This window comes from Achromobacter sp. ISS7 (assembly GCF_056523125.1).
The window spans coordinates 6,660,496-6,681,494 of record NZ_JAWRZD010000001.1 but is presented as its reverse complement, the minus strand read 5'-3'; the positions used below and the strand labels follow the sequence as shown (position 1 = coordinate 6,681,494).

Here is a 20,999-nt window from a genome sequence, read left to right as displayed (position 1 = left end):
CCGAATCCCGGCGGGCCCCGGTTTAGGGCGTGGCGGTTGCATGCGGCGCGAGCTATCCCCAGGGGATAGCTCCATGGAGCGCTAACGAACGCTGCACGCCGAGATCAGGGGGGACAACGCCGATGCTGCGGCAGATGGTCGATCCCAGGCCTGCGACAGCTTGGCGTTGTGCCCAGCAGCGGAACTATCCCCAGGGGATAGCTCTACTGGCGGCCATGGGCATCTAGTTTCACCGCCTGGCATGCCGACTCATTTGCTGGCGAGCAGATTGCGTAGCCGCTCGATGTGCTGCTTGGCGACTTCTGGCGGCACTGGCTTACCCTGCGGCTGAGGTGGCGGTGCTGGTGGTGGTCGCTCGTTTGGTGGGACGGATGCCGATGGCGCGTCTTTCTTGGCCCAGGCATTGAACTCGCCATGGATGGCGCGCTGGATGATGCCGAACAGATACCCCGCAGGATTGCGTATGCCATGACTGCTGCATCGTGTGGCCCATTCGTCCAGCACGGCCTGTCTCAGCGCGGCATCAACCTGCTGCAATGCCACCCTGGCACCTGTCTGCTGCTCTGCCTTCAGTTCCGTGAAGCGCTTGGGCCATTGCAGATCGCCCAGCGCGCGCGCCTGCGCGGTAGTACGTACTTCATTAATACGACTACTACGTACTGTACGGGCCTGCTTCGGATTCCGAAGAGAGGCGTTTGGCACGGGTTTCGCCCCTGCTTCGGATTCCGAAGATGGGTCATCCGCATTCCGAAGAAGGCTCGATACTCCTTCTTCGGAATCGTGGGCGGCGTCCTCCTGTGGATAACTTGCGGCGGCCGTGATGCCTTGGCTGGCGAGGCGTTCTGCCAGAACCTGCAGCCGCGACGGCAATGTGCGCCCGGAGAGCAGCGGATCTTCCGCGATCTCCTTAAGGGTGTTCAGGCCGACCATCTGGACGGCCTTGGCCGAATGGCCGAGGGACTGGCTGACCAGTGCCAGGTAGTCGGCGTCGAGCTGCATGGCCTCGAAGGGCGTCAGCGGTTCATCGTGCAGAACGTAGAGGTTGCCGAGGATGCGGCCGGTCTTGGGGTCACGCCGTCGCCGCACCAGGCTCAACCATCGGGTGAGGCGCAACAGCGTCAACGCTCGGGCCACGGTTTCATGCGAGGCCTGCCCGGCGCAGGGCATCGATGCCAGCCAGGGTCGAAGCTGCTCATACGTCGGGAAGGCTGTCACGCCATCGTCGTTGAGCATCAGCCGGAACACCTGCCAGGCGTTGCGCTCCAGCGGCGTAAGGCGACGGTCGAGGAACAGTCGCCGCGGCACGGTCTCATGCCGGTTGCCGCTGAAGAGGAAGGCATCGCCGGACGTGGCGGGCGTCGGCGCAGGCATAGGTGCTGGCGCACTGGGCTTGGGCACGAGGTCTTTCAAGGCGGCGTCGAACAGGTCCGCGAGTGCGACGGGGCCACGGCGTGGTGCGGTGTCGTCCACGGCCATGGCTCAACCCAATCCTTGATCGACCCAGCTCTTGATCGAGGCCCAGACCACCGACAGAGGCAGCGACATGCCTTCGGCCAAGTCCATGGCGGCGTCGAGAATGGAGGTTTCGTCTTCGAGATCGACATTCCTGCTGCCGGTCACGGCCTTCCATTGCCGCCACAGATCCGTGTCCTGTTTCTCGTCCAGCACGGGGTGGCGGCCCTTGCGCTTGGGCAGGCCGAGGATTTCGCGGCGAAGCGCCACCTCTTGGTGGGTCAGGCCATAGAACCGACTGACCATCTCGGTGCTCGCACCCAGCCTGAGCATGCGATCGACCGTGGCGATTTCCTTCTCCACGTCCTGCGCCTGCTTGAGTAGTCGCCGGAGCACTTCGCGGTTGACCGTCACCGAGCACCAGGAGACGTTGGCGTTGGCGAGCACGCTGATCAGCGCGGGATGCTTGAGGGCGTCCAGTTCTTCCTCACCAAACCCCATCAGTTTGCACCGGCGCAGTTGCCCATTGCGCAGGTCATAGAGGGCCTGCGCGATGACGGCCTGGTTGAGTGGGTGTGGTGCGGACATGCTGGCCTCCCTCGCTCACGTTCCAAGGTCCGCAGCGCCGGCTTCAAGATCGAGCAGGCGCCGGGCCAGCCGCAGCAGCCGGAACAGCTTGACCAGCGCGGTGTCGCTCAATCGCTGGGCCGCATCACCCTGGCCGTGCAGCAATGCCGGCAGGTCGATGACGATTTGCCCGTCGTGCAGACCGACGTCGGCGGGCCGCTGACCGGCCAGGCACGCCAACAATGCGAGGACGGAACGGCCCAGCGGCGCCGGACTTTGGGTGCGGGCCCGGCAGGCGAAACCGATACCCTCTGCACGGTCATCAATGCACTCGTCCAGGTCTGCCTCGCTCGCGATTTCGCGGGCGAACTGTGCGATGTGGATGCGCAAGCGCTCGGCAGTATCCAAGCCGGGATCGATGTACCAGACATCGGAGATCGGATAGAGCCCGCCAGCCTGCACGGGGATGGACTGCAAGACGCTCGCCGAGAAGTCGGGAGGCAGCGCATCGCCCAACTGATCGGCGACCATGCGCTGGATGGACTGGAGCCGTTCGGTCGTCGGTGCCGGCGAAACGATGTGCTCCCGAAGCAGATCGCTCCCCGCCGCAGGGCTGGCCGGACCCGCCTGACTGGTATCCGTGTCGCTCTCGCGCGCAGGTCGGCCTGCAGGCGGCGCTGCCGATGCAGCCCCTGCGGTGGGTGGCGCGGTGTTGGCAGTTGGGCGCGCGATGGTTTCCGACTCCGGCTCCGGCAACGCAGGCGGCGTCGAGGGCGGCGTTGGGTCGCTGATCAAGGCGCGCTGCCGGCTTTCGGATTCGGTCATGTCCAGGGCGAGCACGTCGTAATTGACACCCAGCAACTCGGCCATCTGGCCGATCAGCTCGTCCTGTACGCGCTGCGCGGAGAACTCGTCGGCCTGGACGTCGAATTGCGACAGCGCTTCCTGGAAAAATTCGTCGAAGTCCTGAACCAGGGAGCGGCCCTTGGCGTAGCGCTCCCACGCGAGCATGCAGGCTTTGCGCATGACCGACAGGCGTTCGACCTGATGGCGACCGAGGCCGCCATAGAGCACGGTGGGGATCGCGGGCAGGAGATACTGCACCGCGTCGTTCATGCGGCTGATGTGCGACTGTTGTACCGGGAAGCCATCGGCAGCGAGGCGGCGGGCCAGCTCGGACTGGCTCAAGGTAGTGCCGCTTTCTTGCTCGTAGAACTCGCGTGCCTTCTCGACGCCGAGGGCGCGCTCGATGAACGTGAGGCCCCCGCGTAATTCATTCTCGGCCAGGTGGCCGGTCAGCATGACGACTTCGCCGCGGCTGGGCCACGGCCGGAACAGGCACGATATACGGAAAAACCGCTCGTCCTTGGTCTCTGACCATAGTTCGCGCAGGATCGCCAGCCGCGTATTTCCGCCGTTGCGGATGATGTAGTGGTCCTCACCTGGTCGGCGAGTGATGGCCGGCGCCGCGTCCAGACCGCGCTCGCGGATGGACGCCTTGATTTCCTCGTAGGCCGGGTTGCGTTTTTTCCTGGGATCGTGGTCGTAGGGGCGCAACTGATCTAGGGTCACGACCATGGGTGTGTCGGCGATCGGGTCGCTCAAGGTCGAGGCTGACGGGCCGCTGCGCTCGAACCCGGCCGCGAGCAGCTTGCCAGCCATCTGCTGGGAGGTGATCTCAGCCATGGCCGCCTCCCTGCGCTTGGTATCGGGCCTCGCGCTCGGCGCGGCGGATTTGCGCACGGGCATTCAGGGTCGCCCGGTGGTCACTGGCCGTCGAGCTGGTGTAGATCGCGGCGCAGCCAGGCTTGGTGAACTTGAGGTGGCCGCCAGGCGTGCGTTTGACGTGCCAACCTTCGCCAACCGCGAACTCGATCAGGGCGCGAAGCCGCTTGTGGCCTCGGGCAAGCTCATGTGCGTTCGCCATGGAACCTCCCGGCATCAAGAGGGTGTGGCGGACGGCCGGACACCATGGCAAATCGGTGCCGCCATTGCGGAAATAGTTCGTCTGCGAGGCCGCGCATGGTGTCGAGCGCGGCGGGGGCGACTCTGCCCGGCGGCTGGCGGTATTCGACCCGATGCACTGGCAATCCGCGCGTAGCTGCACGCGGATACGCCTCGATGGCCGGCACGTCGGTGGCCAGCACGCGGATGCCGGCATGGTCCTGGAAAAGATCGCGCAGGGCCTGCTGGATCAGCCGTGCATTGGCTGACACAGGGTGGACGCGATTGATGAGCAGATGCAGAGGTGGAGGCTCGATGCCCAGGTGCCGGTAGGGCGCAATGTCTTCGAGCAACTGCATGGTGCCGCGCCGCAGCTCGCGCGCCGCGAGGATTTCCGGGGTCACGGGCGACAGCGCGAGGTTGGAGGCGAGTACCGCCATCTCCAGCAGCACCGATCGCGCGCCTTGGGTGTCGATCAGTACCAGGTCATAGAGAGGCGCCAGGACCGGCAAGAGATGGCGCAACCGCAGGCGGCCATCCGGCGCGTGCAGCAGCAAGGTGTTCAGCTCGCCTCGGTGGTCGTTGGAGAGCACCAAGTCCAGGCCCGCGACGATCGTGCGGGACACAAGCAGCCCGAGGTCGCGCTCGTTGAAGGCCAGCAACTCGTAGATGCCACCAGGTGCGCGGTGACCTAGCTCGTAGTACGAGGACAAGGTGGGCTGCACGTCGAGGTCGAGCAGTAGCACACGCAGCCCCGCGTCGGCGGCAAGCCCGCCGAGGTTCGCGGCCGTGGTGGTCTTGCCGACGCCACCTTTTGTTGAAATGATGGATACGACCTGCATGGCGTTCTCCGTGTGAGGATGGGAAGTCCGCTGGAGAACGGGTCAGGCCCGGTTGTTGACGCGCTCGGCGATCCACTGATCGATCTCGATGGAGTCCCAGCCGACCGCGCGCACGCCCAGGCGCAGCGCCTTCGGGAACAAGCCTTTGCGCATCAGGTTGTAGATGTGGGCGCGTTTGAAACCGGACTTGGTTTCGACTTCATCAAGCCGCAGGATGCGGCGCTCGCTTGCGGGCAGTGCAGGTGTTTGCGACATGGCGGTCACTCCTGAACGCTCAGTGGCGTTTGTTGGCGTGACCTCCATTCAATAGACATGGATGGGAAAAGACATTGCAAATGCAATCTCCGCGATTGCACATACAAGATGGAAAACCTCAGACTGTCGCGCTACGCAGCCGGCGTCTGGCCGTGGCGAACTTGCCGTTTAGCGTCCGCTCCGCGATCCCCATGGCGCCGCTGTGATGGGCGACCAATGCACTGACCACCGCCTCCTGCGTCTTGAAGCTGGAGTACGGCACGCCCGAAGGCGACTGGCCGAGCATCAGGTCCAGCATGCTGCCGATAATGTTCAGGTAGGTGGCTTCGGCGCGATCACTGATCAGGCACTGTGCGCCAGCAGAGGGCGCCATCTGCTTGAGAAGCGCCCCGTGCTTTTCCTGCAACTCATGCAGTTGGCGTTTGTACTGGTCCAAGGTGGATTTCAGGGCCAGGCGCTCGACTAGCATCGCCTGCCCAGTTTCCAGCGAGATGAAGGGATGGGTGATGCGCTCGCTTCGGGAGAAGAGGAAGCCCGGTCGTTGCTCGGGATAGTGTTGGCGCATCCAGCGCTTCAGATCGACGTGGCGCACCGTCAGATCAGGGGAGTCGATCAGCGTGGAATCGCGCGTCGTGATGCCGTTCTGCCCGAAGGGCAGTTCTCCATTGAGGATGCCGTCGAAGATACGTTCGGTGCAAAGTCTCAGCTCGGCGCAACGTGGGCAGTCCAACGACTGCGGCAGGCGCCTTGGCGACGAAATCGAAGCCAGGATCACCTGCTCGTATCGCAGCAGCCCGGCCCAGCGGATGGACGCTTCGATCGGGCGATAGAACACCTTTGATGTTGGTGCATCATTCTTGTTCTCGTGCATGCTCCGTCTCCTTCCAGGAGAAGAACTACATGACCGACTCCTTTGTCACCGACCTCATGGTCGGCCTGTCGTCTGTGCAGGAAGTGGGCACCGAAGGCCGCTTCGTCATGTGGTTTGAATACTGCTCACCAGTTCGCGCAACTGGTAGTCGTCGTGTGCTCGATGTGCAAAAATTCATCGATTAGAAGGTCGAGCATCGGGACGTAGGCTCGACAGTGACGCTCACGCTATCAGGGTCGTGAGAAGTTACGGTTTCTGCAAAACCGTCTAGGTATGACCTGATATGCCAGCGGTCTCAGGAGGCGTTAAGGGGCCGCAATCGTCGTCGAATGTCCAGCCGGACGCAGCAAACCCGCGTCTGTCATGCTTGCCCCGTCATCCTGATATATCGACAAAGAATCGTGTGCGGAAACGCGGTGGCCAGCGTGCGCGTTCTTTCAAAGGAGCTTGAGCAGAAGGTCCTTGTGAGTTGTGGTGCAGGCGTTCCCAGCATCCGACCTGTGCCATCACCAGAACCATCTGCCTGATCGTCTTCACGATGATGGATGCGGGGCAGACAACCGGGCGTGGATGATGAGTTCGAGGCAGTCGCCTACGACGATGTACCGATCGTGGGTCTGGTGTACTGAGTGCAGCTCTTTGGACGTCTGTGGAACTCTTTGGACGAATTTGTTGCCGAGGACGAAAAACAAGGCTACAATTGAGGTCTTCGCTGGCCAGTCCAACGAAGAAAGTGTTTGGGAAACAACGACTTACTGTCCTAGTACACGTCTCGTCTCCCGCTCCAGCAGATGCACCGTTTCATGAACGTCGCCGCATCGTTGGAATCATCCGCCGGATTTGCTTATTGAAACGGATCGCCAGGCATCATCGGCGCCGGTTTCCTCAACGACAGATTCCTGTCGATCTCTTTCCCCGGTTTTGCCTTGCGTCGTGACGCCAGCCTCGTCGTCATCACCCTGGTCATGCGTCTTGCCCGCGATGGGTCATCGATGCGCGCCTTCCGACGACCTCCACGGGACTTCCGGGCCGCGGCGCATCGCCATGGCTACTTTTTTTGCCGGGCATGCCGGCGGACCCGCACAAGTCCTAAAAACTGTGTATAATCGCTGTCTTTGGTGGACACGGCCTCTTTCAAAAGAAGCCTCGGTTGAAACCCCCGGTTAACCCGAAGCGGTCAAACCCGGTTCATCAAACGCAGTGCCCCCGCGGGAGTAGCTCAGTTGGTAGAGCGCAACCTTGCCAAGGTTGAGGTCGCGAGTTCGAGACTCGTCTCCCGCTCCAAATACAAAAAGGAAGCACCGGCCTATACCGAGCTTCCTTTTTTCTTGCAGTACTGGCGCAATGGCAGAGTGGTTATGCAGCGGATTGCAAATCCGTGTACGTCGGTTCGATTCCGGCTTGCGCCTCCAGTATTTCTCCCCCCTGCATCTCGTTACCCATCCCTACGCCCAGTCAATCGTTTGATTGCTAAGGTGACGCCGTTTTCATTCGACGACGATCCCATGCACAGCAATCAAAAAACGCGACGCGCCCGCCCCTGCCTGCTCGCCCTGTCCGCCGCCACGCTGATGACGTTGGCGCCGCTGGCCGCCGAGGCCGATTCCGACCGCCATCACCGCCATGGCCATGGCCATGGTCATGGCCGCGGCGAGTATAAAGAGAAGTACTGGGACGGCGCCTGTGAGGTCGAGCGCAAGTGGAAGCGCAACGGCGACTACCGCGAAAAGCGCAAATGCCGCGACGACTACCGCTACGGCTACGCGCCCCAGCCCGTGCTGGTGCCGGCCATGCCCGCGCCCGCCATCATCATCAACCCGCCCCCCATCATCATCCGCCCCTGACCATGGATCCCTCGGTGAAAGACGCCATCGCCCGCTGGCCCGACGTGCCCGCGGTGTTCGGCTGGCTGTCGCTGGATCCGCGCGGCCGCTGGCGCCTGCATCCGCAAGGACAGGCCGCCGCGGGCGGGCCGGGCGAGTCCATCACCAATACCCAGATCCAGGGTTTCATCGACCGCAATTACGAACGTGACGACGCCGGCCGCTGGTTCTTCCAGAACGGCCCGCAGCGCGTCTTCGTGCGGCTCGATGCCGCGCCGTACGTGCTGCGTCTCGATGACGCCGACCACGCCCTGCTCACGCACACCGGCCAAGCGGTAAGCGCGATCAGCGGCTGGTGGCTGGATGACGCCGGACAGTTGTACGCCATGGCATCGCAGGGACCCGGCGTGGTGCTGGACCGCGACCTGCCGCCCCTGATGGAACGGCTCGTCACGGAAGACGGAGCCGCCCTGCTGGACGCCATCGATCGCCTGGCGCCTGCGCAATCGCTGCGCATCGCGCTGCCGGGCGTCTACGACCTGGCGCCGTTGCGCCTGATCGATCGTACGCAGGTACCCGCCACGCTGGGCTTCCAGGCCAACCCCACCGCCTGATCCGGCACGTTCGCGCAACACGGCGCGCCGGCGGCAAACCGGACGGGTCAGAACATGCCGTTGCTGTTGGCGGACTGCTCGGGAATCGGCTGCACCGCGTCCCAGTGCTCGACGATCTTGCCCTGCTCCAGCCGGAAGATGTCGACGATGGCGTTGCCGCGCGAGCCCGGTTCGCGCACCGCGTGCACATGCAGGATCACATAATCGCCATCGGTGAAGACGCGCTTGATCTCGCTTTTCGATTGCGGATACCTGTCGCGCAGGAACGCGACGAACTTGCGGAATCCCTCGGGCCCGTCGGCGGCGTTGGGATTGTGCTGGATGTAGCGGTCGCCCAGGTATTTCACCGCGGCGTCCGCGTCTTTCTGGTTCAGGCCTTTCTCGTAGAAGGCCAGCACGGCCGCCTTGTTGGCGGCCTCCTGTTCGGGCGAGGCCTGGGCTGCGGGCGACAGGGCCGCGGCAAGCAGGGCGACGCCGAGAATGCGCGTGATGAACGACATGGGATCTCCAGAAAAGCCGAGGCGGCCGGCCCATTCTAGGTGCCGGCCGCCTCGGGGACGATGTCCAATCCAGTAGACAGTGTGATGCGCCAGGCGATCAGCCGCGACGGCTCTTGATCAGCGCGAACTTGCCATCGCCCAGCAGCGCCAGCGCCGCGGCCGCCACGGCCAGGAACACCGGGTATTCCCAGCCGCCGCCCGGGTTGCTGAAGCCCCAGCCGTTGCCGAAGTGCACGGTGGACGCGACGAACAGCTGCACCGCGGCGACCGCGGCGATCCAGCGCGGGAACACGCCCAGGATCAGCAGCGCGCCGGCGCCGATCTCGAAGAAGGTCACCGGATACGCCAGCCAGCTCGCGAAGCCGATCTTGGCGAAGAACTGCGCGGTGCCCGGCAGGGTGAACACCAGCAGCTTGGTCAGGCCGTGGGCCAGGAACATCACGCCCAGCGCGATGCGGAGCAGGAGCGCCGCATAAGGCGCGGTACGGGTATCGGTCATTGCATTCTCCGTGAGCGAATCGCCCAGGACGGGAAGATTCTTCATGGCCGCTATTCTTGCGATTCCAAAAACAAAGATAAACATGCAAAATCGCAACTTATTGTTCCCCGTTAGGTAACAATCATGGACACCCACACCGCCATGCAGACCTTTGCCCGGGTCGTGGAACTGGGCTCGTTCGCGGCCGCCGCGGACAAGATGGGCCAGGCGCGCTCCGTGGTCACGCGCCAGATCGCGCACCTGGAAGAAAAGTACGGCGTGCGGCTGCTGAACCGCACCACCCGCAAGCTCAGCATGACCGACGCCGGCCGCGCCTTCTACGAACGGGTGCGGCCGATCCTGGCCGAAGTGGCCGACCTGGAGCTGTCGCTGCAGGCCGAGGGCCAGGCCCCCAGCGGACGCCTGCGCGTCAGCGCGCCGGTGTCGTTCGGCATCCTGCACCTGGGGCCGGCCATCGCCGAATACCTGCTGCGCTATCCCGACGTCATCATCGACCTGGACCTGAACGACCGCGTGGTCGACCTGGTCGAGGATGGCTACGACGTCGCGGTGCGCATCGGCCCGCTGCAGGATTCTTCGCTGGTGGCGCGGCCGCTGGCGCCGCAGCAGTTGCTGGTGTGCGCCGCGCCCGCCTACCTGGAACGCCATGGCGTGCCGCGCACGCCGGACGACCTGAAACAGCACCGCTGCCTGCATTACGCCTACGCCAGCACCGGCAATGAATGGCATTTCGAGAAGGACGGGGTCACCCACCTGGTGCGGGTCAACGCCGCCCTGCGCGCCAACAATGGCGACGTCCTGCGCACCGCCGCGCTGGCCGGGCATGGCGTGATCCTGCAGCCGGAATTCCTGGTGGGCGAGGACGTGCGCGCCGGCCGCCTGACCGCCCTGCTGCAGGACTACGCCCACACGCCGATCTCCATGTACGCCGCCTATCCGCACCGGCGCTTCCTCTCGCCCAAGGTGCGTTCCTTCGTCGAACACCTGGAAGAACGCTTCGGCAGCCGCGCGCCGATGGCGCCCGCGCGGCGCGCCAGCCGTCGCCGCAGCCGTTAGAATCGTAGCCATGACCGCCAAATCGCCCCTCGAATACTTCCCCGCGCCGCGCCGTGCGAACTTCTGCAGCCAATGCGGCTCGCCCGTGAACCGCCGGGTGCCCGAGGGCGACAACCGCGAACGCGACATCTGCGACCACTGCGGCGCGATCCACTACCAGAACCCGCGCCTGGTGGTGGGCACGGTGCCGGTGCTGGACAACCGCGTGCTGCTGTGCCGGCGCGCGATCGAACCGCGCTACAACACCTGGACGCTGCCGGCCGGCTTCATGGAGCTGGGCGAGAGCACCGCGCAGGGCGCCGGCCGCGAGACGCTGGAGGAATCCGGCGCGCGCATCCGGCTGGGCGAGATCTACACCATCATCGACGTGCCGCAGATCGAGCAGGTGCACGTGTTCTACCTGGCCGAGGTGCTGGGCCCCGAGCTGGATCCCGGCCCGGAAAGCCTGGAAGCCCGCTTCTACGACGAGGCCGACATTCCCTGGGACGACCTGGCGTTCCGCACCGTGGCGACCACGCTGCAACGCTATTTCGAGGACCGCAAGCGCGGCACGTTCGGCCCTCACCACTACACCCTAGAATCGCACCGTTGAAGCTGCCCTGGCTTGCCGCCGACACGCCGTTTCCGCCGGCGGAATTCGCCCTGACGGATCCGGACGGCCTGCTGGCGGCGGGCGCCGACCTGTCCACGCCGCGCCTGATCCAGGCCTACTCGAACGGCATCTTTCCCTGGTATTCCGAGGGCGAGCCGATCCTGTGGTGGAGCCCGGATCCGCGCATGGTGCTGGCCTGTCGCGACTTCGCGCCCTCGCACTCGCTGCGCAAGCTGCTGCGCCAGATCGCCAGCCACGAACACGAGGCCGCGCCGCGCATCGAGGTGCGGGTCGACACGGCCTTCGCCACGGTGATGGCGCACTGCGCCGCGCCGCGCGACGGGCAGCCGGGCACCTGGATCACCACCGCCATGCGGCAGGCCTACCTCGCCTGGCACCAGGCCGGCTACGTCCACAGCATCGAAACCTGGATCGACGGCGAACTGGCCGGCGGCCTGTATGGCATCAACCTGGGCTGCATGTTCTTCGGTGAATCGATGTTCACGCTCGTGCCCAACGCCTCCAAGATCGCGCTGGCCTACCTGGTGCGCTACGTCAGCACGCAGGGCGTGCAGTGGATCGACTGCCAGCAGCAGACCCGCCATCTCGCCAGCCTGGGCGCGCGGCCGGTGCCGCGCTCGCGCTTCCTGGAACACGTGCGCGCGGCCGCCGTGCAACCGCCGCTGGCCTGGGCGCCCGGACGGCTGGACAGCACGGGCCGGCTGCTGCCCCTGGCGCCTGCCGACCCGGCCTGACGGCCGCCCCGCCACCTGGCGCCGCGTTCCGTCCCCACCCACATCACAAGCCGGGTTAGGCGTTAATATGTAGTCGTCCCCGTCACGGACTTGGCGCCGGACACCGGGATCCACATGAGCCAGCTCAAAGAATTACCTTTCTCCACGCTGCAGTTCTACGCGACCGCTCCCTACCCTTGCAGCTATCTGCCGGGACGCCAGGCACGGTCGCAGGTCGCCGCGCCCGGCCACCTGATCAACGCCGGCACCTACTCGCAACTGGTCGAGCAGGGTTTCCGCCGCAGCGGCCTGTTCACCTACCGCCCGCACTGCGACAGCTGCCACGCCTGTGTGCCGGTGCGGGTCGACACCGCCAGCTTCGCGCCCAACCGCAGCCAGCGCCGCGCCTGGCGCGACCATCGCAACCTGCAATCGTTCGTGGCCGAGCTGGCCTGGTCGCCCGAGCACTACCGGCTCTATACCCGCTACCAGCAGGGTCGCCATCCCGGCGGCGGCATGGACGAGGACAGCCGCACGCAGTACGCGCAGTTCCTGCTGACCAGCCGCGTCAACACCCGCCTGGTCGAATTCCGCGACCCCGCGGGCGTGCTGATGATGGTCTCGATCATCGACGTGCTGGACGACGGCCTGTCGTCCGTCTACACCTTCTACGATCCCGACGTGCCGGGCAGCCTGGGCACCTACAGCATCCTCTGGCAGATCGAGCAGTGCCGCACGCTCAACCTGCCATGGCTGTACCTGGGCTACTGGATCGCCGACAGCCAGAAAATGTCGTACAAGGCCAGCTTCCATCCGGCCCAATACCTGATCGACGGCGCCTGGGGCGAACCGCCCGCGCCCGCCACGCCGCCCGGCCCGGCCGCCTGATCCGCGCCGGCGACCGCCGCCCGCAAGGCCGGCCAAAGACGCTTTACAATCCCGCTCCATGTCGATCCTCTTCCACGCCTATCCCCTGGCCCGCCCGGCGCTGTTCGCCATGGACGCGGAAACCGCCCACGAAGTCACCCTGTCGGGACTGCAGCGGGCCTACGAATGCGGCGCCACGCGCAAGCTGCTGCACGCGCAGCCGAAGGCGCCCTGCACCCTGATGGGCATGCAGCTGGCCAACCCCATCGGGCTGGCGGCGGGACTGGACAAGAACGGCGCCTACATCGACGCGCTCGGCAATCTGGGGTTCGGTTTCGTCGAGGTCGGCACGGTGACGCCGCGGGCGCAGCCGGGCAACCCCAAGCCGCGCATGTTCCGCCTGCCGCGCGCCAACGCGCTGATCAACCGCCTGGGCTTCAACAACCAGGGGCTGGACGCGTTCCTGGCCAACGTGCAGCGCAGCCAGTGGCGCAAGCAGGGTGGCATCCTCGGCCTGAACATCGGCAAGAACGCCGACACCCCGATCGAGCGCGCGGCCGACGACTACCTGATCGGCCTGGCCGGCGTCTACCCGCACGCCGACTACGTGACGGTGAACATCTCGTCGCCCAACACCAAGAATCTGCGCGCCCTGCAAGGCGGCGACGAACTGTCGGCGCTGCTGGCGCAACTGGCGGACAAGCGCCGCGCGCTGGAAGACCAGCACCAGCGCCGCGTGCCGATGGCGGTCAAGATCGCGCCCGACCTGACCACGGAACAGATCGACGCCATCGCCGACGCGCTGCCGCGCCACGGCATCGATGGCGTCATCGCCACCAACACCACGCTGTCGCGCGACGCGGTCACCGGCCTGGCGCACGCCGAGGAAGCCGGCGGCCTGTCCGGCGCGCCGGTGCATGAATTGTCGCTGGCGGTGATCCGCAGGCTGAAGGAACGCCTGGGCGACAGCCTGGCGATCATCGGCGTGGGCGGTGTGCTGTCGGGCCGCCAGGCCCAGGAAAAGATGCAGGCCGGCGCCGACGCGGTGCAGCTGTATACGGGCCTGATCTACCGCGGCCCGGCCCTGGTGGGCGAGTGCGTGCGGGCCGTCGCCCGCTGATCGCCGGCGCGCCCCGGAAAACGGGCAAAAAAAGAGGCCACCCGAAGGGTGGCCCTAATTCCAGCTCTGCTCTGTCACTCAACAGTACTACATAACTGCAATTTGCGCAGCATCGCGCGCCAAATACTTAGGCGCTGCGACGGCTGCGGCTGGCGACCTTGGTGGCGGCGTCGGCGGCATCCGTCGCTGCCTTGAAGGTCGCGTTGGCGGCGGCATTCAGGTTCGACTCGGCGACTTCGGCGGCCTGCTTGGCGGCCTTGGTCAGCGAATCGTAGGCGCTGTTGGCGGTGGCCAGCGAGGACTTGATCAGGGCGACCGCGCTTTCCGAACCCGTGGGGGCGTTCTTGGAGAACTGCTCGACGGCGTCGGTCAGTTGCTGTTGGCCTTCGGCGATTTGCTCTTCGGTCAGCTTGACCAGGTTGCCCTGCACGCCGGCGACGATGTCATACACGTGCTTGGTGTAGGCCAGGGCCTTTTCGGCGCCCGGTTGCAGCAGGCCGGAGGCGAACGCCGCGGCTTCCTGCGGGTCCTTCACTTCGGCGGCTTGCTGCGACTTCTGGGCGACTTCGTCCAGGGTGGCGCGCACGACCTTCAGGTTCAGCTCGACCAGCTTTTCGAAGCCGGCGAACACGGCCGACTGGGCGGCCACGAAAGTGTTGATGCTGGCTTTTTGACGGTCCAGGACTTGTTGCGGGATAGCGCTCATAGAATTGCTCCTTTAGGGGTAACCGGAGGCTCTCCGGCGAATAAGGATGGTGTCTGCGACGAAATAAGGAACGTGCGCGGAAACTGGTACTACAAGCTACCGCCGGCCCGTTTGATGCACTGCACAATTGACATTCTACGGGCCTAAAAAACCTTGTCAAGCAATATTGGTGCAACGCAACAACTATTTGCACATTAACAGTGCAGGCGCCGGTGCGGGGTTGATCCAGCACAAGCATTTCCCATGATTCGGGAAATACCGGACATGACGGCGTATCAATTCTTTTCTACACTGCTTGCACGCTGATGACAGACAAACACAAACGATAAGTCAGCGGTCAAAAACACATCGCAGCAAGCAAAACCCTGCAATTGGAGACTTCATGACCCTCATCCCCCGCACGCTTTCGGCCCTCCTCGCGGCCAGCGCCATGCTCGCGGCCGGCGCCGCCCACGCGGAATTCCCGGAACGCCCCATCAACATGGTGGTGCCTTTCGCCGCCGGCGGTCCGACGGACAACGTCGCGCGTTCGCTGGCTGAAGCCATGCGGCATTCGCTGGGCCAGACCGTCGTGGTCGAGAACAAGGGCGGTGCGGGCGGCACCATCGGCACCACGCAGGTGGCCCGCGCGCAACCGGACGGTTATTCCGTGCTGCTGATGCACGCCGGCTTCTCGACCGCGCCGTCGCTCTACAAGAATCCGGGTTACGACCCCTACAAGAGCTTCGAGCCGATCGGCCTGGTCGTTGACGTGCCGATGACCATCATCGCGCGCTCGGACTTCCCGCCCAACAACATCCAGGAACTGGCCGACTACGTCAAAAAGAACAAGGACAAGGTCTCGCTGGCCAACGCCGGCATCGGCGCCGCCAGCCACCTGTGCGGCACCATGCTGGTCGAGGCCCTGGGCGTGCAATTGCTGACGATCCCCTACAAGGGCACCGCGCCGGCCATGAACGACCTGCTGGGCAAGCAGGTGGACCTGCTGTGCGATCAGACCACCAACACCACGCAGCAGATCGACAGCGGCAAGGTCAAGGCCTACGCCGTCACCAGCCTGCAGCGCGTGCCCACCCTGCCCAAGCTGCCGACCATGGACGAGTCCGGCTTCAAGGGCTTCGAAGTGGGTATCTGGCACGGTATGTGGGTGCCGAAGGGCACGCCCAAGCCGGTGGTCGACAAGCTGGTCAAGAGCCTGCAGGCCGGCCTGGCGGATCCGAAGTTCCAGGAACGCATGAAGCAGCTGGGCGCCACGGTGCTGACCGCCGACGCCAACCCGCAGGCCCTGGATGCCAAGGTCAAGCAGCAGGTGCCGCAGTGGGCCGAGCTGTTCAAGAAGGCTGGCGTCGAACAGCAGTAATTCAGGGCGGGCCCCGCCAACCGGGGCCTGCGCTGCGCATCGCGGCTGCCGGACATCCTGTCTCCGCTCATGAAAAAGCCCCTCGGTTGCTGAAACCGCGGGGCTTTTTCATTTCAGGATGCCTCCAGCACCGGACTTCGCTGGACTACGCCACAGCCAGATACAGCAGGTTTATCAAGGACTTAGGCGAGTTCAACATATGCCGGTGCTTTCCGAAACTTGACCCGACTTCCCCTCTGTTGGCCCCTAGAAGGCTCCTGGGAACCGGGTCTCTCCGAGGAGTCATCATGGCAAAGATCAAGCTCACCAAGTCCGCTGTCGATGCGGCACAACCCCAGGCGCAGGCCGTCGAACTCCGGGACACGTTGGTGCCCGGCTTCTTGTGCAAGATTACCCCATCGGGTCGCAAGGTGTTCATGCTCCAGTACCGGACGAACGCCGGCGAGCGCCGCAAGCCCGCGCTCGGTCAGTACGGAGAGCTGACTGTCGAACAGGCCCGATCCTTGGCACAGGAGTGGCTGGCTCAGGTACGTCGGGGCGGTGATCCCGGCGCAGCCAAGGCCGAAGCGCGCAAAGCACCTACCGTCGAGGAGCTGTGCAAGAAGTTCATGGAGGATCACTCCAAGAAGCGCAACAAGCCCAGCACCCAGGTCGGCTATCAGCGCGTCATCGACCGCTGCATCATCCCGCTGCTGGGCCGCAAGAAGGTCCAGGACGTGAAGCGCCCCGACATTGCCGGGCTGATGGAAAAGTTTTCGTACAAGCCCACCGAGGCGAACAAGGCGTTCAGCATCTTGCGCAAGATGTTCAATCTGGCCGAGGTGTGGGGCTACCGGCCCGATGGCAGCAACCCCTGCCGGCATATCCAGTTGTTTCCGGCTGGCAAGTCCACCCATCTCATCAGCGACGAGGACATGGGCAAGCTGTTCCGACAGCTTGACAAGATCGAGGCCGAAGGGCTGGAGAACTACGTGGTCCCGTTGGCGATCCGCCTGCAGTTCGAGTTCGCTGGCCGCCGTGGCGAAATCGTCTCGCTCGAATGGGAATGGGTCGATCTGGAGAACCGGCGGGTCGTCTGGCCTGACAGCAAGACCGGCGGCATGTCCAAGCCCATGAGCGAGGAAGCCTACCGGCTGCTTTCGACAGCGCCGCACAAGGAAGGCGCTCGCTATGTGCTACCGTCGCCGCGCCATCCGGGACAACACCTGACCACAGGCGAGTATTACGGCGGCTGGAGCCGTGCACTCAAAGCTGCGGGGGCAACGCACGTGGGGACGCACGGCATTCGACACCGCTCGGCGACCGACATTGCGAACTCGGGCATTCCGGTCAAGGTCGGCATGGCACTCACGGCGCACAAGACCGTGGTGATGTTCATGCGCTATGTCCACACCGAGGACAAGCCGGTCCGGGAGGCCGCCGAACTGGTGGCGAGTCGGCGCAAGGCGATCACCGGCGCCAAGCAGCAGCCTGCCGAAGCGACGGCATGACCAGGCACCAGGGATTTGCGTCGTCCGCAGCGCCGTCGGCGCTGCTGGGCGATCCGGCTTCAATCCCTGCCTTACCATAGGCATCAGGATTTCCGAGACGCTGTCTCGGAGTTCGAGCGACTTGCGAGCGGCCTGACGGCTGCTACGCTAGGGCTATCGCTGCGCCGGCTTCCTGAAACCCCCGTTCAAGCAAGACGGGTCTCAATTCCTCCAGCGCATTGGCCGGTACACCGAGCCACAGAAGATTGCGGGCGCGAGTCACGGCAACATAGCCGATGCGCCCGACTTCGGTGTCTACGCCGGCCAGCAGCGCATTGGCGTGTTCCCGGTTCGCCAAGTACAGCACAGCATCAAGGCTTTCGCCCTTCGCCTGATGGACTGTGTCCACTCGGATGCGCGGTGCGTCGTCGTTCGCTGCCAAGTCAGCGGCGGTGATCAGCGGCGCATTGGGCAACCCCCTTTTTGCGAGCTTGTTGCCCAGGTTGTTGGTGCTCGCCAAGCCGTGGTCTTGTGCGATTTGCGCCAGCAATGTCCTCGTCCGTTCCAGCAGCAGCGGATGCCACTGCGTGTCCCCGGTCAATGTCGCGGCCGGCAGCCCCGAATCCCGATTGCGTGTGAATGCCCAAACGAGCCGTCGCAGCATTCGATCATCCGGGTAGCGCGCGGGCTGCGTGATCCTTGCCACCAGTCCCTGCGGCGGGTTGGCAAGTAGACCGACGATGCCGGAAGCCACCAGCTTGAACGCGGCGAGATAGTCCTGGTGCCGGTCGCGCAGGATGGCGGCCTGTGCGAGAGCCTTGACGGTTCCCTGGCCTGGCGCCCCTTCGTTGCCGCCGAGCTTGTTGGCCATGTCCCGGGCGCGGCACAGCACGGCCGAGCTTTCCAGCTTCAGGTCGGCCGCCAGCACCGCCGCCTGGAAAGCAGCGATGAGGTTCTCGCGTTCGGCGTTCCGGTAGGGCACGAAGAAAGCGCCATGCGTCGTATCGGGCACTAACCTGTCCGCGGTGTCTGCCCGCGTTGACAGCATATTGGCCAAATCCAGAATCGCTGGCACAGACCGGAAGTTCCTGGTCAGGTGGAGACTGTTGACACCTTCCCGCTGACCGTACCGTGTCAGGAACGCCCCATTGGCACCGGCGAACTCGTAGATGCCTTGGTTTGGATCACCGATCAACGAGACCTGGCAGCCCGCACCGACAAGCTGCTCGATGATGGCCTGATGAGCCGTACCGATGTCCTGCGCTTCGTCGATCAGAATGTGCGGATAGCGGCGGACCAGGGCGCGCAGGATGCCGGGCTGTTCTACCAATGTGCGGTAGCACCAGTAGCGCCCGAGGTTGTGTGTATAGGCACCTACCTGTCCAAGACGATGCACAAGGCGCGTCGCTTGCATGGTATCCAGCCTGAGCGTCCGGTCGTTGTCCGCGTAGCAGAAATAGGCACCGTTGTTGTCGATGCCAACCTGCATCTGCGTGATCTCGCGAGGATACGTGTTCGTCTGGAACCTGAAGCCGCCCAGGAACGCTTCACCGCCCATCACAAGGAATGCGGCCTGCTGCGCACCCATCGTTCGATATGCGTGTGGGCGCAGCACGTTGCCGGTGATGAAGGTGTCTAGCGTGTCGATCTCAACGCGGCCGTGGGCGACTCTGGAGGGCACCTCCTGGACCATATTCTGGTATTCGCGCCGAAAGGTATCCACGGCGACATTGGAGAACGACAGGAGAGCGACGCGACCGCGGTCGTCACCGAGCTGTCGGCGCATCTGCGCCAGCCGGCGTACAGCGGTGAACGTCTTGCCGCTGCCAGCGCAGGCAATTACGGACATCGGTGCGATTGGTGCGCCGATGACCTGCAACTGCTCGTCGGACGGCTGGGTCACTACTCGGGCTCCTTGACTTGACAGGCGTGGGTGATTGCCTCGCGGATGTAGTCCGGCACTACGCACGCGGCGCCATCGGCAATCACCTGCGCGAGTGCCTGGCCGAAGCGGCCTTTCTGCACATTGTTCTGCGGGCGCTCAAACATGCCGCTGAAAAGGGCGCGCGCCTTGGCCGCATCGCCTTCCGCGGCTTCGACCGCTACTGCGACGGTTTCGCCGATCTTCGGATGCAGTTCCTTGAGAGCCGCCAGCATCGCGACACGGTTGTCGGCATGCAGGGCCAAGTCGTATTCGAATGTCTTGAGACCGTGGAATACCTTGACGAAGGTATCCTCGCCTTCCTTCATCTTGGCGGTGTTGTCCGACACCTTCACAGCAGTACCGGGCGCGGGGTAGGCCGCCTGCGGTTCTCCGTCGCCGTCGGGTTCGCCGACCGGGTCCGCGTCTGTTATGACAGCGACCGGGATCTTCAGTGCCTTTTCGCCGAACAGCGGCAGGAACGAGTCGAAGTTCAATCCTTCGACGCTGATCAGGCTGACACCGTGTTCGCGCAGCCTATGCCCGCACTTCTCCGCCAACACGCTCACCAGCATCAACTCGGCCGCACCTTCGACGAAGATGACACGGCGGGCAAAGAACAACTCGGCACGGGTCACGTCGAGGTAACGTTCCAGCTTCTCCCGCTTCCCCTTGCCGAAGGCGATCGTACGCGGAAAGAATGTCTCCACGGAGCTCCCCGTATCGACCAGGCAGGCAAGGCTGTCGAGATCGGCGATGCTGGCGAAGTTGGGGGAGTGGCTTGTAACGAACAACTGGACAGGCTTCTCGCCCTCGACGGCCTTGATAGTCCCCAGATAGTCCAGCAGTACCGCCTGAAGTTGCGGGTGCAGGTGCGCCTCCGGCTCCTCGATGATCAGGCCTCGATAGCTTGCTTCCGGGTTCTTGGCCAGCTCACTGAGCACGACGGCCATGAAGATCAAGTTGTTGAAGCCGAGCCCGTTCTGCTCAATCTCGAACGTGTCCACCACCAGCGACAGGCGCGACGCCAGCCGCTGAAAGTCGCTACCGCTCAGGCCAAGATCCAGAATTTGGGCAAGCTGCGGCCCAAGCATCGTACCGTGCCGGTTCTTGATGGCTGTGTGAGTGTTGACGACAGGCTCGTGCTTCTTCAACTCCTCGTCGAGCTTCTTCAGCGCGTCATTGATGCCATCGCGTCCCGCGTCGTCAGCCAGGAGCTGAAACAACCGGGCCAATTGGCTGGTGCGACTGGGCTTGAGTCCTTGCGAAGCGTCCCGCAGCGGGGGCAGATAGACACCGCGCAAGTTCTCCATCATGTCTGCGGTCAAGCCCATGTCCTCGTGGTCGCCACACCAGCGCTAGGCACGCAGCCTTCCCGTCTTGTCGGCTTCCGAGTAACGGATGGTGATATGCGCTTCGAGCTTGCCGAGTGCGTCGGGCTTCAGCGCCGCCAGGAAATCGGCCTCGTCATCCGGGTCCAAATCACGAAAGACGTACTGGAACTCGATGTCGCCCGCCGGAGCACCGCCCTTGGGCCGGTGCATATCCTCGCTGTCGAGGCGAGGGTACGGCTCATCATGCCCCGCAAGCAGCGCACGCAGTGCATCGACGACAGCGGTCTTGCCGACGTTGTTAGAGCCGACCAGAACGTTCAGTCCTGGCTGGAAGCTCAGATCAACTTTCTGTAGTTTCCTGAAGTTGGATATTCTCAGTTGTGCCAGATACACCGATGATGTCCTCCTGCGGCCTGTTTCGTGAGTCGGTCGGCAGCCAAGATTGTCGTGTCGGTGTCACGACAATTGGCTTC

At 64.2% G+C, this 20,999-nt stretch carries 23 protein-coding genes and 2 tRNA genes; 12 read left to right on the top strand and 13 right to left on the bottom strand.

Annotated elements, in window-relative coordinates:
* Positions 1-249 precede the first annotated feature (249 nt).
* The 7 genes from AC1HFW_RS30360 to AC1HFW_RS30330 form a co-directional block, all read right to left on the bottom strand.
* Positions 250-1,476 (bottom strand): STY4528 family pathogenicity island replication protein, encoded by a 1,227-nt coding sequence (locus AC1HFW_RS30360; protein ID WP_009459721.1) that lies wholly within the window; start codon positions 1,474-1,476, stop codon positions 250-252.
* 3 nt (positions 1,477-1,479) lie between these two features.
* Entirely contained in the window at positions 1,480-2,040 is a 561-nt protein-coding gene (locus AC1HFW_RS30355) for a DUF2857 domain-containing protein (RefSeq protein ID WP_009459723.1), read from the bottom strand.
* A gap of 15 nt (positions 2,041-2,055) precedes the next feature.
* Positions 2,056-3,705 carry a ParB family protein gene (locus tag AC1HFW_RS30350; protein ID WP_009459725.1) on the bottom strand — a complete coding sequence of 550 codons (1,650 nt, stop codon included), beginning with the start codon at positions 3,703-3,705 and terminating at the stop codon, positions 2,056-2,058.
* Positions 3,698-3,946: a hypothetical protein gene (locus AC1HFW_RS30345; RefSeq protein WP_019726333.1), complete on the bottom strand. Its 249-nt coding sequence runs from the start codon at positions 3,944-3,946 to the stop codon at positions 3,698-3,700. Before AC1HFW_RS30345 ends, AC1HFW_RS30350 begins: the two co-directional genes overlap by 8 nt.
* The gene (locus AC1HFW_RS30340; RefSeq protein WP_009459727.1) at positions 3,930-4,805 is read right to left on the bottom strand and encodes a ParA family protein; all 876 of its coding nucleotides are present in this window, start codon (positions 4,803-4,805) and stop codon (positions 3,930-3,932) included. The genes AC1HFW_RS30345 and AC1HFW_RS30340 overlap by 17 nt, the downstream gene beginning before the upstream one ends.
* 42 nt (positions 4,806-4,847) lie before the next feature.
* Positions 4,848-5,060 (bottom strand): AlpA family transcriptional regulator, encoded by a 213-nt coding sequence (locus tag AC1HFW_RS30335; protein ID WP_009459729.1) that lies wholly within the window; start codon positions 5,058-5,060, stop codon positions 4,848-4,850.
* 118 nt (positions 5,061-5,178) lie between these two features.
* Positions 5,179-5,931 (bottom strand): hypothetical protein, encoded by a 753-nt coding sequence (locus AC1HFW_RS30330; RefSeq protein WP_019726332.1) that lies wholly within the window; start codon positions 5,929-5,931, stop codon positions 5,179-5,181.
* A gap of 29 nt (positions 5,932-5,960) precedes the next feature.
* Here AC1HFW_RS30330 and AC1HFW_RS30325 point away from each other — a divergent pair, with 29 nt between their 5' ends.
* From AC1HFW_RS30325 to AC1HFW_RS30305, 5 genes are all read left to right on the top strand, one after another.
* A complete protein-coding gene (locus AC1HFW_RS30325) occupies positions 5,961-6,116 on the top strand; it encodes a hypothetical protein (protein ID WP_019726331.1) in 156 nt (51 codons plus the stop codon).
* 1,023 nt (positions 6,117-7,139) lie between these two features.
* Positions 7,140-7,215 (top strand) — tRNA-Gly (locus tag AC1HFW_RS30320).
* Positions 7,216-7,269: 54 nt separating this feature from the next.
* Positions 7,270-7,343: transfer RNA gene (locus tag AC1HFW_RS30315), tRNA-Cys, on the top strand.
* A 93-nt stretch (positions 7,344-7,436) separates the two neighbouring features.
* Positions 7,437-7,775, top strand: a complete 339-nt coding sequence (locus AC1HFW_RS30310) for a hypothetical protein (protein WP_479286299.1) — start codon at positions 7,437-7,439, stop codon at positions 7,773-7,775.
* A 2-nt stretch (positions 7,776-7,777) separates the two neighbouring features.
* Entirely contained in the window at positions 7,778-8,368 is a 591-nt protein-coding gene (locus AC1HFW_RS30305; RefSeq protein WP_479286297.1) for a DUF2946 family protein, read from the top strand.
* Positions 8,369-8,415: 47 nt separating this feature from the next.
* On the opposite strand, the gene AC1HFW_RS30300 is transcribed toward AC1HFW_RS30305, so the two are convergent.
* The gene (locus AC1HFW_RS30300; protein WP_479286295.1) at positions 8,416-8,868 is read right to left on the bottom strand and encodes a nuclear transport factor 2 family protein; all 453 of its coding nucleotides are present in this window, start codon (positions 8,866-8,868) and stop codon (positions 8,416-8,418) included.
* 97 nt (positions 8,869-8,965) lie between these two features.
* Positions 8,966-9,367 carry a DoxX family protein gene (locus tag AC1HFW_RS30295; protein ID WP_061074398.1) on the bottom strand — a complete coding sequence of 134 codons (402 nt, stop codon included), beginning with the start codon at positions 9,365-9,367 and terminating at the stop codon, positions 8,966-8,968.
* Between the two features lie 123 nt (positions 9,368-9,490).
* On the opposite strand from AC1HFW_RS30295, the gene AC1HFW_RS30290 reads away from it, so the two are divergent.
* The 5 genes from AC1HFW_RS30290 (at position 9,491) to AC1HFW_RS30270 (ending at position 13,736) form a co-directional block, all read left to right on the top strand.
* Positions 9,491-10,423 carry a LysR family transcriptional regulator gene (locus AC1HFW_RS30290; RefSeq protein WP_006393200.1) on the top strand — a complete coding sequence of 311 codons (933 nt, stop codon included), beginning with the start codon at positions 9,491-9,493 and terminating at the stop codon, positions 10,421-10,423.
* Positions 10,424-10,433: 10 nt separating this feature from the next.
* Positions 10,434-11,015, top strand: a complete 582-nt coding sequence (locus AC1HFW_RS30285) for an NUDIX hydrolase (protein WP_006393199.1) — start codon at positions 10,434-10,436, stop codon at positions 11,013-11,015.
* The gene (gene aat, locus AC1HFW_RS30280; RefSeq protein ID WP_479286293.1) at positions 11,012-11,770 is read left to right on the top strand and encodes a leucyl/phenylalanyl-tRNA--protein transferase; all 759 of its coding nucleotides are present in this window, start codon (positions 11,012-11,014) and stop codon (positions 11,768-11,770) included. The genes AC1HFW_RS30285 and aat overlap by 4 nt, the downstream gene beginning before the upstream one ends.
* A gap of 114 nt (positions 11,771-11,884) precedes the next feature.
* A complete protein-coding gene (locus AC1HFW_RS30275) occupies positions 11,885-12,637 on the top strand; it encodes an arginyltransferase (protein ID WP_006393197.1) in 753 nt (250 codons plus the stop codon).
* Positions 12,638-12,695: 58 nt separating this feature from the next.
* Positions 12,696-13,736, top strand: coding sequence for a quinone-dependent dihydroorotate dehydrogenase (locus tag AC1HFW_RS30270; protein WP_006393196.1), 1,041 nt, complete (start codon positions 12,696-12,698; stop codon positions 13,734-13,736).
* A gap of 127 nt (positions 13,737-13,863) precedes the next feature.
* Here the strand turns inward: AC1HFW_RS30270 and phaP are convergent, their stop codons facing one another.
* Positions 13,864-14,442: a TIGR01841 family phasin gene (gene phaP, locus AC1HFW_RS30265; RefSeq protein WP_006393195.1), complete on the bottom strand. Its 579-nt coding sequence runs from the start codon at positions 14,440-14,442 to the stop codon at positions 13,864-13,866.
* A gap of 382 nt (positions 14,443-14,824) precedes the next feature.
* Between phaP and AC1HFW_RS30260 the strand changes: the two genes are divergently transcribed.
* A complete protein-coding gene (locus AC1HFW_RS30260) occupies positions 14,825-15,802 on the top strand; it encodes a tripartite tricarboxylate transporter substrate binding protein BugD (RefSeq protein ID WP_006393194.1) in 978 nt (325 codons plus the stop codon).
* A gap of 287 nt (positions 15,803-16,089) precedes the next feature.
* Positions 16,090-17,292: a tyrosine-type recombinase/integrase gene (locus tag AC1HFW_RS30255; RefSeq protein ID WP_035480906.1), complete on the top strand. Its 1,203-nt coding sequence runs from the start codon at positions 16,090-16,092 to the stop codon at positions 17,290-17,292.
* 142 nt (positions 17,293-17,434) lie between these two features.
* Here AC1HFW_RS30255 and AC1HFW_RS30250 read toward each other — a convergent pair whose 3' ends face one another.
* The 3 genes from AC1HFW_RS30250 to AC1HFW_RS30240 are packed head-to-tail and all read right to left on the bottom strand — an operon-like array spanning position 17,435 to position 20,919.
* A complete protein-coding gene (locus AC1HFW_RS30250) occupies positions 17,435-19,174 on the bottom strand; it encodes a UvrD-helicase domain-containing protein (protein WP_035480908.1) in 1,740 nt (579 codons plus the stop codon).
* The gene (locus AC1HFW_RS30245) at positions 19,174-20,520 is read right to left on the bottom strand and encodes an ATP-dependent nuclease (RefSeq protein ID WP_479286289.1); all 1,347 of its coding nucleotides are present in this window, start codon (positions 20,518-20,520) and stop codon (positions 19,174-19,176) included. Before AC1HFW_RS30245 ends, AC1HFW_RS30250 begins: the two co-directional genes overlap by 1 nt.
* A 30-nt stretch (positions 20,521-20,550) precedes the next feature.
* A complete protein-coding gene (locus tag AC1HFW_RS30240) occupies positions 20,551-20,919 on the bottom strand; it encodes an ATP-dependent nuclease (protein ID WP_479286288.1) in 369 nt (122 codons plus the stop codon).
* Between the last annotated feature and the right edge of the window lie 80 nt (positions 20,920-20,999).

Coding starts and splice junctions, on each gene's coding strand:
- AC1HFW_RS30360 (WP_009459721.1), bottom strand. CDS start 1,476: ATGGCCGTGGACGACACCGCACCACGCCGTGGCCCCGTCGCACTCGCG.
- AC1HFW_RS30355 (WP_009459723.1), bottom strand. CDS start 2,040: ATGTCCGCACCACACCCACTCAACCAGGCCGTCATCGCGCAGGCCCTC.
- AC1HFW_RS30350 (WP_009459725.1), bottom strand. CDS start 3,705: ATGGCTGAGATCACCTCCCAGCAGATGGCTGGCAAGCTGCTCGCGGCC.
- AC1HFW_RS30345 (WP_019726333.1), bottom strand. CDS start 3,946: ATGGCGAACGCACATGAGCTTGCCCGAGGCCACAAGCGGCTTCGCGCC.
- AC1HFW_RS30340 (WP_009459727.1), bottom strand. CDS start 4,805: ATGCAGGTCGTATCCATCATTTCAACAAAAGGTGGCGTCGGCAAGACC.
- AC1HFW_RS30335 (WP_009459729.1), bottom strand. CDS start 5,060: ATGTCGCAAACACCTGCACTGCCCGCAAGCGAGCGCCGCATCCTGCGG.
- AC1HFW_RS30330 (WP_019726332.1), bottom strand. CDS start 5,931: ATGCACGAGAACAAGAATGATGCACCAACATCAAAGGTGTTCTATCGC.
- AC1HFW_RS30325 (WP_019726331.1), top strand. CDS start 5,961: ATGACCGACTCCTTTGTCACCGACCTCATGGTCGGCCTGTCGTCTGTG.
- AC1HFW_RS30310 (WP_479286299.1), top strand. CDS start 7,437: ATGCACAGCAATCAAAAAACGCGACGCGCCCGCCCCTGCCTGCTCGCC.
- AC1HFW_RS30305 (WP_479286297.1), top strand. CDS start 7,778: ATGGATCCCTCGGTGAAAGACGCCATCGCCCGCTGGCCCGACGTGCCC.
- AC1HFW_RS30300 (WP_479286295.1), bottom strand. CDS start 8,868: ATGTCGTTCATCACGCGCATTCTCGGCGTCGCCCTGCTTGCCGCGGCC.
- AC1HFW_RS30295 (WP_061074398.1), bottom strand. CDS start 9,367: ATGACCGATACCCGTACCGCGCCTTATGCGGCGCTCCTGCTCCGCATC.
- AC1HFW_RS30290 (WP_006393200.1), top strand. CDS start 9,491: ATGGACACCCACACCGCCATGCAGACCTTTGCCCGGGTCGTGGAACTG.
- AC1HFW_RS30285 (WP_006393199.1), top strand. CDS start 10,434: ATGACCGCCAAATCGCCCCTCGAATACTTCCCCGCGCCGCGCCGTGCG.
- AC1HFW_RS30275 (WP_006393197.1), top strand. CDS start 11,885: ATGAGCCAGCTCAAAGAATTACCTTTCTCCACGCTGCAGTTCTACGCG.
- AC1HFW_RS30270 (WP_006393196.1), top strand. CDS start 12,696: ATGTCGATCCTCTTCCACGCCTATCCCCTGGCCCGCCCGGCGCTGTTC.
- phaP (WP_006393195.1), bottom strand. CDS start 14,442: ATGAGCGCTATCCCGCAACAAGTCCTGGACCGTCAAAAAGCCAGCATC.
- AC1HFW_RS30260 (WP_006393194.1), top strand. CDS start 14,825: ATGACCCTCATCCCCCGCACGCTTTCGGCCCTCCTCGCGGCCAGCGCC.
- AC1HFW_RS30255 (WP_035480906.1), top strand. CDS start 16,090: ATGGCAAAGATCAAGCTCACCAAGTCCGCTGTCGATGCGGCACAACCC.